The following is a 9,988-nucleotide window of genomic DNA, read 5'->3' on the forward strand; positions in this document are numbered from 1 at the left end:
CCTCCCCGGTCCACCGGGATATGCCGGAGGGGGCGGCACGTGAATCCGTACCGCCCCCTCCGAAGGCCCTACTTCACCGGGGTGAAGTCGCGCGCCCCGATGAACTCCGGGCGGCGGACCGGCGCCGCGAACGGCTCCTGCGCGGTGTTCTCCACGCTGTTGAACACGATGAACACGTTGCTGCGCGGGTACGGCGTGATGTTGTCGCCCGAGCCGTGCATCGCGTTGCAGTCGAACCAGGTCGCCGAACCGGGCTTGCCCGTGAAGAGCCGGATGCCGTGCCGGTCGGCCATCTTCGTCAGCGCCTCGTCGGACGGGGTGCCCGCGTCCTGCATCTGGAGCGACTTCTTGTAGTTGTCCTTCGGCGTCTCACCCGCACAGCCGAGGAACGACTTGTGCGAGCCGGGCATGATCATCAGCCCGCCGTTGGTGTCGTGGTTCTCGGTCAGCGCGATCGACACGGACACCGTCCGCATGTTCGGCAGGCCGTCCTCCGCGTGCCAGGTCTCGAAGTCCGAGTGCCAGTAGAACCCCGAAGCCCCGAACCCGGGCTTGACGTTGATCCGCGACTGGTGGACGTAGACGTCCGAACCGAGGATCTGGCGGGCCCGGCCCACCACCCGCTCGTCGGCGACCAGCCGGGCGAAGACCTCGCTGATCCGGTGTACCTCGAAGACCGACCGAACGGACTGCGACGTGGGTTCGATGATGGAGCGCTCGTCGGCGCGGACGGCCGGGTCGGTGATCAGCCGTTCCAGTTCGGCGTGGTAGCCGGCCACCTCGTCCGGGGTGATCAGCTGCTCGACGGTCAGGAAGCCGTCGTGCTCGTAGCCCTGGAGTTCCTTGGCGCTGATCGGACCCGGTGCGCCCGGCGCGGACCAGATGACCGGGTCCTGGCGGGGAGTGGTCATCTCGGCGGCGCCGCGCGAGGGGTACAGGTCGGTGCGTACGTCGGTGGTCATGGTTCAGCCCTCCTCGGTCAGCAGTGGGTAGACACCGTTCTCGTCGTGCTCCTCCCGTCCGGTGACCGGCGGGTTGAAGACGCAGACGCAGCGGAAGTCGGACTTGGGCCGCATCGTGTGGCGCTCGTGGCCGTCGAGCAGATACATGGTCCCCGGCGTGATCCAGTGCTTCTCACCGGTCTCGTCGTTGGTCAGCTCGGCCTCGCCCTCGACGCACAGGACCGCCTCGATGTGGTTGGCGTACCACATCGACGTCTCGGTATCCGCGTACATGATGGTTTCGTGGAGCGAGAAGCCGACCTTCTCCTCGGCGAGCACGATGCGCTTGCTCTCCCAGGTGCCGGAGGCGGCCTTGATGTGCCGGTCGGTGTTCTCGACGTCGGCGAACGATCGGACGATCACGGTGGTTCGATGCCTTTCTCTCTACGAAGGTGAGGTGTGCGGTCCGGACCGTCAGGCGGTCTCGCGGACGGCACGGGCCAGCGTGCGCAGCCCTTCGTCCAGCACCTCGGGCGTGATGGTGAGCGGCGGCAGCAGCTTCACGACCTCGCTCTGCGGGCCGGAGGTCTCCAGCAGCAGCCCCAGCCGGAAGGCACGGGCGCAGACCGCGGAGGCGCGCGCCGGGTCCTCGAACTCCAGGCCCCAGACCAGGCCGCGGCCCCGGAACCGGGCGCTCTCGTGCTCGCCGCAGATGGCCAGCATCGTCTGCTCGACCTGCTCGCCGCGGGCGAGCGTCTGCTTCTCCATCTGGCCGTCGGCCCAGTAGGCGTCCAGCGCGGCGGCGGCGGTGACGAACGCGGGGTTGTTGCCGCGGAAGGTGCCGTTGTGCTCGCCCGGCTCCCAGACGTCCAGCTCCGGCTTGAACAGGCAGAGCGACATGGGCAGTCCGTAGCCGCTGATGGACTTCGACAGCGTCACGATGTCCGGCGTGATGCCGGCCTCCTCGAAGGAGAAGAAGCCGCCGGTACGGCCGCAGCCCATCTGGATGTCGTCGACGATCAGCAGCATGTCCTGGCGGTGGCACAGCTCCTGGAGCGCGCGCAGCCACTCGGCGCGGGCCACGTTGATGCCGCCCTCGCCCTGGACGGTCTCCACGATCACGGCGGCCGGGTGGTTGAGCCCGGAGCCCTGGTCCTCCAGCAGCCGCTCGAACCAGAGGAAGTCGGGGACCTGACCGTCGAAGTAGTTGTCGAACGGCATCGGCGTGCCGTGCACCAGGGGGATGCCGGCACCGGCCCGCTTGAACGCGTTGCCGGTCACGGCCAGCGAGCCGAGCGACATGCCGTGGAAGGCGTTGGTGAACGAGACGACGGACTCGCGCCCCTTGACCTTACGGGCCAGCTTCAGCGCCGCCTCGACGGCGTTGGTGCCCGTCGGGCCGGGGAACATCACCTTGTACGGAAGGTCGCGGGGGCGCAGCACGACGTTCTGGAAGGTGTCCAGGAAGGCCCGTTTGGCGGTGGTCGCCATGTCGAGGCCGTGCGTGATGCCGTCGCGTTCGATGTAGTCGATCAGCGCGCGCTTGAGCACCGGGTTGTTGTGGCCGTAGTTGAGCGAGCCCGCGCCGGCGAAGAAGTCCAGGTACGAGTGGCCGTCCTCGTCGGTCAGCCGGGCGCCCTGGGCGCGGTCGAACACGGCGGGCCAGCCGCGGCAGTAGCTCCGGACCTCGGACTCGAGGGTCTCGAAGACACTGAGGGCGGGCGGGGTGATGGTCACAGCGGGTCTCCTGCGTGAGGTGGTGTGACGGGCGGCGTTGAAGGAAGCTGCGGCGGGCCGTCGGCCCGGCGGGGGAGTGCGTGCTCAGGCGTGGAACGGGCCGATGCGGTACAGCACTTCCGGCAGATGGGTGCCTTCGGGGAACAGTCCGCCGTCGAAGAGCACCTCGCGCTCCAGGGCCACGTCGTGGCGCTGCGCGTAGGAGGTGAACAGGCGGTCCGATGCGGTGTTGTCGGGGGTCACGGTCGTCTCGACCGAGGCGAGGCCCTGTTCGGCGGCGACCCGCGCGGTCAGGGAGTCCAGCAGCTTCGCCGCCAGGCCCGTACCGCGGTGGCTGTGGTCGACGGCCACCTGCCAGACGACGAGCGTCTCGGGACGGTCCGGCCTGATGTACCCCGTCACGAAGGCGACCGGGGAGCCGGTCTCGTCACGGGCGACCACGGAGGTCGCCGCGAAGTCACGACACCACAGCAGGTAGCTGTACGAGGAGTTGAGGTCCAGGACCTCGGAGTCGCGGGCGATGCGCCAGATCGCGGCCCCGTCCTCCACTCGTGGCGTGTCGATCGTAAGGAATTCGCTTCGGGCACTTGCAAAATCTGCTGGTGCGGCGGTCATGGCATTTGAATTTACCCAGCAACTTTCTAAATTGCATCGACGGAAGGGGTTGGGTGAGGCAGGCGTCTGTGTTATCAGGCGGGTGCGCGCACCAGCGCGAGTCGCCTTCGTTTTCTGTCGTTCTGTCCGGTATTTATCGGGCAAATCTCCGACTGTGTGGAGTCGGTCACAAGGCCATAACTCTCTCCACACACAAGCGAAATGGGCTCTCGATACAGCTTGATAACTGGGGCGTTTAACCCAGGGAGAAGCGGGCATAAGAATGCGGGGAGCTGCTCTGATTCAGGCAGCTCCCCGCATTGTTGCCGGACGCGCTTTTATGCGCTGGGCCAGGTTTCCGAAACGGCCTTCCGGGCAGCCTCCAGATCGACCTGCCGGCCGGTTTCGGCCAGCGCCGACCCCAGAGCCGCGAGCGAGGAGAGCACCGCGCCCCGCGTCGCATCCACCCCGTAGTGATTGACCCGGATCATTTCCTCGGCCAGCGCGCCCCCGCCCGCGATCAGCGGCAGCGAGGGCTCGCCCGCGAGCGCCCGCGCCACCAGCTCGGAGGCGTCCACACCCTCGGGCGTGCGCAGCGTGGTCGCCACCGGCGCCGCGTCCCGTGCCTCGTGGACGTACGGGGTCAGGCCGCCGCCCAGCGCCACCGCACCGGCCCGGGTGGCGGCCGCGGCCGCCGCGTGACGGGCCATCACCGCGTCAGGGCCCTCCGCCTCGATCCGCTCCACGCACGCTTCCAGGGCCAGCATCTCCAGCTGGGCCGGGGCGTGCAGCAGCGCCTTGCGGCCTCCGTCGATCCAGCGCTCCTTCCAGTCGAGGAGCGACAGGTAGGACCGGCGCGGCGCCTGCGGGTTGGCGGCGATCCGCTCCCAGGCCCGCGCGCTCACCGACACCGCCGAGACCCCGGCGGGCCCGCCCATCGCCTTCTGCGCCCCGATCACGCACAGGTCCACGCCCCAGGCGTCCGGCAGCAGCGGCTCGGCGCCCACCGAGGCGACCGCGTCCAGCATGAACAGCGCGCCGTGCGCCCGCACCACCTCGCCGATCTCCGCGACCGGGTTGGTGTTCCCGGTCGCCGCCTCGGCATGGACCAGGGAGACGAAGTCGATCTCCGGGTGCGCGGCCAGCGCCTCGGCGACCTGCTCCGCGGTGACGGCCGTGTGGAACGGCACCTCCAGGTCCACGACCTCGGCCCCGCAGTCGCGCAGCCAGTTCCCGAAGGTCTGCCCGTAGGGGCCGGTCACGACGTTCAGCGCCGTCGAACCGGGCCGGGCGCCGCCCCGGATGCAGCCCTCCAGGGGCAGCAGCGCCTCGCCCTGCATGATGACGACGTCCTGCTCGGTGGCCAGCAGACCGGCCACCCGCCGCTCGATCGCCGCGAAGTGCGCGGCGGTCAGCGGAGCGAGGTCGAGGAAGGGGTGCGTCACGGCGGTGCTCTCTTCGGTTTCGGTCGGCGGGCTCCGGCCTGCTGACCGGGCGCCTCCGAGAGTACCCAGCACCCTCCGGACGGGCCGGGACAGGGCATGTCGCACGCGGTGGGCCCCTCGTACAGTGCTGTGCATGAGTGATCACGAGGCATCGCGGGTGCTGCATGTGAAGGGGCGGGTGCTCGCCGGACCCGAGGAGGTCAGGGACGAGCTCTGGGCGGTCGGCGGCCGGATCACCTACGAGCGGCCGCCCGGCGCGGACGACGCCGTCACCGTCACCGGCTGGGCCCTGCCCGGCCTGGTCGACGCCCACTGCCACGTCGGGCTCGACCACCACGGCGCCGTCGACGCCGCGACCAGCGAGAAGCAGGCCCTGGACGACCGGGGGGCCGGGGCGCTGCTCCTGCGCGACGCGGGCTCGCCCGCCGACACCCGGTGGATCGACGACCGCGAGGACCTGCCGAAGATCATCCGGGCCGGCCGCCACATCGCCCGGCCGCGCCGCTACACCCGTAACTACGCCTGGGAGATCGAGCCCGACGAGCTCGTCGCCTACGTCGCCCGGGAGGCGCGCCGGGGCGACGGCTGGGTGAAGCTCGTCGGCGACTGGATCGACCGCGAGGTGGGCGACCTGACGGCGCTCTGGCCGCGCGAGGCGGTCGAGGCGGCCATCGCGGAGGCGCACCGGCTGGGCGCCCGCGTCACCGCGCACTGCTTCGCGGAGGACTCGCTGCGCGACTTGGTGGAGGCCGGGATCGACTGCGTCGAGCACGCCACGGGCCTGACCGAGGACACCATCCCGCTCTTCGCGGAGCGCGGTGTGGCGATCGTCCCCACGCTGGTCAACATCGCCACCTTCCCCTCGCTCGCGCAGAGCGGCGAGGCGAAGTTCCCGCGCTGGTCCGCCCATATGCGCCGGCTCCACGAACGCCGTTACGACACCGTGCGCGCCGCCTACGACGCCGGGGTGCCGGTCTTCGTCGGCACCGACGCGGGCGGGGTCCTGGCGCACGGCCTGGTGGCCGACGAGGTCGCGGAGCTGGTCAAGGCGGGCATCCCGGCCCTGGAGGCGCTGTCCGCGACGACCTGGGGGGCGAGGGCCTGGCTCGGCAGGCCCGGCCTGGAGGAGGGGGCGCCGGCCGACCTCGTGGTGTACGACGAGGACCCACGGGCGGACGTGCGGGTGCTGGCCGGGCCGCGCCGGGTCGTCCTGAACGGGCGCGTGATCGGCTGACACACCGCGTTGACCAGCAGTGACCGGAGGGCGGCCCGCTCGTTGAACCTCCTTCGCGCATGCGGAGAGCGGACGTTACGGGCCGCCCTCGCGCGGTCCGAAACGCCCTGGCGCTCATTGAAACGGGTGAACCCGAGGAACGCGCGTGCCGGAATATTCGAATACAGGCACGGAAACCCCCCTTTGGAGTGAACTGGCGTCAGGTGTCCGCCAGTTCACCCTCTGTGCGTAAAGATTCACGGAGTCGAGGCCACCGGTGCCCGCGATGTCCCCCATTGGACGGCGCGCCGGTGGCTCCATGTCTCCTGTGGGGGTTCCACCATCTTGAACAGCAACACCTTCCGCCTCGCCGCCCTGGCGGTCGCCGCCGCTCCCGTCGCCCTGCTGGTCGCGGTCCCGGCCCATGCCGCCCCGGCGACGACCACCACGGCAGGCGGCGACGGGAAGGCGAGCGCGGTCGTGCTCCGTACCGCACTCGACGTCTCCCTCCTCAACAAGACGGTCGACGTGCCGTTGAAGGTCACCCTCAACGAGGTGCGGGCACCGCGCAGCGCCGAGGAGACCGCGCTCAGCGTGCGGCTCGACGGCGTGGACCACGGAAAGCCGCTCAGTGTCCTGAAGGCGGACGTGGCCACCGCGAAGGCCACCGCCGACAAGCACCGGGCGGCCGGCTACAGCAACCTCGCCAGGGCGCGGGTGGGCCTCCCCGGGCTCACGGTGTTCCCGCTGATCGAGGTGGAGAAGGTCACCTCCAAGGCGGTCTGCGCGGTGGGCAGCCGGCCGGTCGCCGAGTCCCACGTGCTCGGGCACGTGTCGGTCCTCGGCAAGCGCGTCACGCTCACCGCCGGCGGCACCACGCGGGTGGCGGTGCCGCATGTCGGCGAGGTGACGCTCGACCTCTCCAAGACGGAGACCACCTCGCGCACGGCCGCGGCGGTGGCGCTGCGCCTGAAGGTGTCGGTCAATCCGGGCGCGCTGAACGTCGCGGACGTCAAGGGCGAGGTCACGCTCGCGGAGGCGACCTGCGAAACCCCGAAGGGCCACGGCGGCCACTCGGGCGGCGGCGACAACGGGGGCGGCGACAACGGGGGCAACGGCAACGGGGGCAACGGCAACGGCGGCGCGACCGGGGGCGGTTCGACGGACGGCGGCTCCGGGAGCGGCGGTGCGACCGACGGCGGCTCCGGGAACGGCGGCTCCACGGGCGGCGGCGACAAGGCCGGCACCACCGGGGGCGGCGGCGACGTGAAGACCCAGACGGGCACGGACCAGGCGCCGGCCGCCACCGGCGCGGACCTGGCCGAGACGGGCAGCAGCTCCAGCGCCCCGTACATCGCGGGCGGCGCGGCCCTGCTGCTGGCGGCCGGCGCGGGCGCCATGGTCCTGACCCGGCGCCGCGCCCGAGGCGCCCGAGGCTGACGGCCCGAGGGGAGGAACCCCGGGGGAGGGGGTGGTGAGCGGTGCTCCGAGGGGGGAGCACCGCTCACCCATGGGATCGGCGCCCCGACTTGTGAGCGCCGCTCGCTTACTGGGCTGGTGCCCCGAGTGGTACCCCAAGGCTGCGAGCGCCGCTCTCCTGTCGGAACGGCGCTCGCAGACCAGAGCACCGATCACGAACCGGAGCGCCGCCCGCTTCCCGCAGCACCGCCCCCAGTCCGGAGCGCCGGTCTACCGCCCCGCGACCGTCAACGCCTGGAGCGCCAGGTCCAGCGCCTGGAGGAAGCGGTTGGTCGTCGTCCGGTCGCGTACCGCCAGCCGCAGCCAGCCGTCCCCGAGCCCCGGAAACGTATCTCCTCGCCGCGCCGCGAACCCCAGCATCCGCAGCCGCTCCCTTATCTCGGCGGCCCCGTCGAGGCGGATGAGCACGAAGGGCCCCTCGGCCGGCTCCACCACCCGGACCTCCGAGAACTCCCGCAGCCCGGCCACCAGATGGGCCCGGTCCACCACGACCCGGTCCGCCGCGCCGGCGGCCTCCGCCAGCGCCCGGGGTTCCACGCACGCCTCCGCCGCCGCGAGTGCGGGCGACGACACCGGCCACAGTGGCTGAGCCTCCTCCAGGGTGCGGATCGTCTCCGGGGCGGCCGCCACGTAGCCGATGCGCAGCCCGGCGAGCCCCCAGGTCTTGGTGAGGCTGCGCAGGACGACGAGCCCGGGGATGTCCGTACGCCCGCACAGGGCCTCGCGTTCGCCCGGCACCGCGTCCATGAACGCTTCGTCCACCACCAGGGTCCGCCCGGGACGCGCCAGGCGTTCGAGGGCGGCTGCGGGGTGGAGGACGGACGTCGGATTGGTCGGGTTGCCGACGACCACCAGGTCGGCGTCGTCGGGCACGTCCGCCGGGTCGAGCCGGAAGTCGTCCTCGGCCCGCAGCAGCACCCGCCCCACCTCGTGCCCGGCCGCGCGCAGCGCCGCCTCCGGCTCGGTGAACTGAGGGTGCACCACGTACGGCCGCCGGGCGGGCAGCGCACGGGCGATCAGGACGAACGCCTCCGCCGCGCCCGCCGTCAACAGGACGCGCTCGGGCGGAAGTCCGTGCCGCGCGGCGACGGCCTCGCGGGCCTCACGGCCGTCCGGATACGCGGCGAGCGTGCCCAGGGAGCCGGCTATGCGCTCCTTCAGCCAGGCCGGTGGGGTGCCGGCCCGTACGTTGACGGCGAGATCGGTCAGATCCCGGCCCCGTCCGCGTACTTCCGCGTCTCCGTGGTGACGCAGATCGTGGGTGCCCGAGCCTGTCGCGTCGGGACTCTCAGTGGGAGTGTGCATGACCGCCGTGGTGGGGGTGTGATGTGGGGGTGTGCGCCGTGGCCTGGGTGGACTCCGGCAGGATGACTATGCGCCCCGCACCCTGTTTCACGCAACGGTCCCGACGTTTCACGCAACGCTCCCGACGGGCCGGCGCGCGACCGCGCAGGTGGCCATCGACGGGCGTCCGCCGTGCGGCCGTGACTTCCTTTTGGGTACGAGGAGTTGACCCCCGCCGGCGAGGGCGGCGGCCTCGGCCACCGAGGGGGTGCCGAGGGCTGCGAGCGCCGCGCCGGAGGGGTGCGGGACGAGGACCCGGGCGAGCACGTCCGCCGGGTACGCGCGCAGCGGGACCCCGAGCCGGGCGGCGGCGGCCAGCAGCCCCGGCTCACGGGCCTTCGCCGTCACGGTGACCAACTCCGCGATCTCCGTGAGCCCCGCGTCCCGCAGCACCTCCAGAACGAGCCCGGCCACCTCGTCGGCGGAGACGCCCCGGGAGGCACCGACGCCGACGACGAGCGCGCCGAGATGCGCGGAGCGGGGTGCATCGGCTAGCAAGAGGCCATGGCGGTGTTCGTCGCGCTCGGCGCGTTCCTGATGACCCTGGCGGGCGGCTGGGTCGCCCAGCGCGTCAGCGACCGCCGCCACCTGGTCCTCGGTCTGGCCGGCGGGCTGATGCTCGGCGTGGTCGGCCTGGACCTGCTGCCCGAGGCGGTGGAGGCGGCGGGCGGCCTGGTCTTCGGCGTTCCGGCGGCGCTGCTGCTGTTCGTCGGCGGCTTCCTCGTCGCCCACCTGGTGGAGCGGCTGCTCGCGGTGCGCCAGGCGGCGCACGGGGCGGCCGAGGAGCGGGTCCCGCAGGTCGGGCTCACGGCGGCGGCCGCGATGGTCGGCCACAGCCTGATGGACGGGGTGGCGCTCGGCGCGGCCTTCCAGGTCGGCGGCGGGATGGGTACGGCCGTCGCGCTCGCCGTGATCACGCACGACTTCGCGGACGGCTTCAACACGTACACGATCACCAGCCTGTACGGGAACGCCCGCCGCAGGGCCCTCACGATGCTCTTCGCGGACGCGGCGGCGCCCGTGGTCGGGGCGGCGACGACGCTGCTGTTCACCCTGCCGGAGGAACTGCTCGGCTGCTATCTCGGCTTCTTCGGCGGCGCGCTCCTCTACCTCGCCGCCGCCGAGATCCTGCCCGAGGCCCACCACGACCACCCGGCCCGTTCCACGCTGCTGTGCACGGTGGCCGGAGTGTGCTTCATCTGGCTGGTGGTGGGCCTCGCGCAGTGACCCCGCCG

Annotated in this window: 8 protein-coding genes and 1 pseudogene; 3 read left to right on the forward strand and 6 right to left on the reverse strand. The window is 71.9% G+C overall.

Annotated elements, in window-relative coordinates:
• Window positions 1–68 precede the first annotated feature (68 nt).
• From thpD to ABZ565_RS24835, 5 genes are all read right to left on the reverse strand, one after another.
• Window positions 69–962: an ectoine hydroxylase gene (gene thpD / locus ABZ565_RS24815; RefSeq protein WP_361030858.1), complete on the reverse strand. Its 894-nt coding sequence runs from the start codon at window positions 960–962 to the stop codon at window positions 69–71.
• A 3-nt stretch (window positions 963–965) separates the two neighbouring features.
• Window positions 966–1,364 carry an ectoine synthase gene (locus ABZ565_RS24820; protein WP_361030861.1) on the reverse strand — a complete coding sequence of 133 codons (399 nt, stop codon included), beginning with the start codon at window positions 1,362–1,364 and terminating at the stop codon, window positions 966–968.
• A 51-nt stretch (window positions 1,365–1,415) separates the two neighbouring features.
• Window positions 1,416–2,678 carry a diaminobutyrate--2-oxoglutarate transaminase gene (ectB, locus tag ABZ565_RS24825; protein WP_361030865.1) on the reverse strand — a complete coding sequence of 421 codons (1,263 nt, stop codon included), beginning with the start codon at window positions 2,676–2,678 and terminating at the stop codon, window positions 1,416–1,418.
• An 84-nt stretch (window positions 2,679–2,762) separates the two neighbouring features.
• The gene (gene ectA, locus ABZ565_RS24830; RefSeq protein ID WP_361030868.1) at window positions 2,763–3,293 is read right to left on the reverse strand and encodes a diaminobutyrate acetyltransferase; all 531 of its coding nucleotides are present in this window, start codon (window positions 3,291–3,293) and stop codon (window positions 2,763–2,765) included.
• A 317-nt stretch (window positions 3,294–3,610) separates the two neighbouring features.
• Entirely contained in the window at window positions 3,611–4,717 is a 1,107-nt protein-coding gene (locus tag ABZ565_RS24835; protein WP_361030870.1) for an aminotransferase class V-fold PLP-dependent enzyme, read from the reverse strand.
• 133 nt (window positions 4,718–4,850) lie between these two features.
• Between ABZ565_RS24835 and ABZ565_RS24840 the strand changes: the two genes are divergently transcribed.
• Both ABZ565_RS24840 and ABZ565_RS24845 read left to right on the forward strand, forming a co-directional pair.
• Window positions 4,851–5,951 (forward strand): amidohydrolase family protein, encoded by a 1,101-nt coding sequence (locus ABZ565_RS24840; protein ID WP_361030873.1) that lies wholly within the window; start codon window positions 4,851–4,853, stop codon window positions 5,949–5,951.
• A 324-nt stretch (window positions 5,952–6,275) separates the two neighbouring features.
• Complete coding sequence (locus tag ABZ565_RS24845; RefSeq protein ID WP_361030876.1) at window positions 6,276–7,370, forward strand: SCO1860 family LAETG-anchored protein; 1,095 nt, start codon at window positions 6,276–6,278, stop codon at window positions 7,368–7,370.
• Window positions 7,371–7,619: 249 nt separating this feature from the next.
• Here the strand turns inward: ABZ565_RS24845 and cobC are convergent.
• Window positions 7,620–9,251, reverse strand: a pseudogene (gene cobC / locus ABZ565_RS24850) (Rv2231c family pyridoxal phosphate-dependent protein CobC).
• 6 nt (window positions 9,252–9,257) lie between these two features.
• On the opposite strand from cobC, the gene ABZ565_RS24855 reads away from it, so the two are divergent.
• Entirely contained in the window at window positions 9,258–9,980 is a 723-nt protein-coding gene (locus ABZ565_RS24855) for a ZIP family metal transporter (protein WP_361030879.1), read from the forward strand.
• Window positions 9,981–9,988 lie beyond the last annotated feature (8 nt).

The organism is Streptomyces sp. NPDC016469, assembly GCF_040632905.1.
Classification (GTDB): Bacteria; Actinomycetota; Actinomycetes; order Streptomycetales; family Streptomycetaceae; genus Streptomyces.

Coding starts and splice junctions, on each gene's coding strand:
- ABZ565_RS24855 (WP_361030879.1), top strand. CDS start 9,258: ATGGCGGTGTTCGTCGCGCTCGGCGCGTTCCTGATGACCCTGGCGGGC.
- ectA (WP_361030868.1), bottom strand. CDS start 3,293: ATGACCGCCGCACCAGCAGATTTTGCAAGTGCCCGAAGCGAATTCCTT.
- ABZ565_RS24840 (WP_361030873.1), top strand. CDS start 4,851: ATGAGTGATCACGAGGCATCGCGGGTGCTGCATGTGAAGGGGCGGGTG.
- thpD (WP_361030858.1), bottom strand. CDS start 962: ATGACCACCGACGTACGCACCGACCTGTACCCCTCGCGCGGCGCCGCC.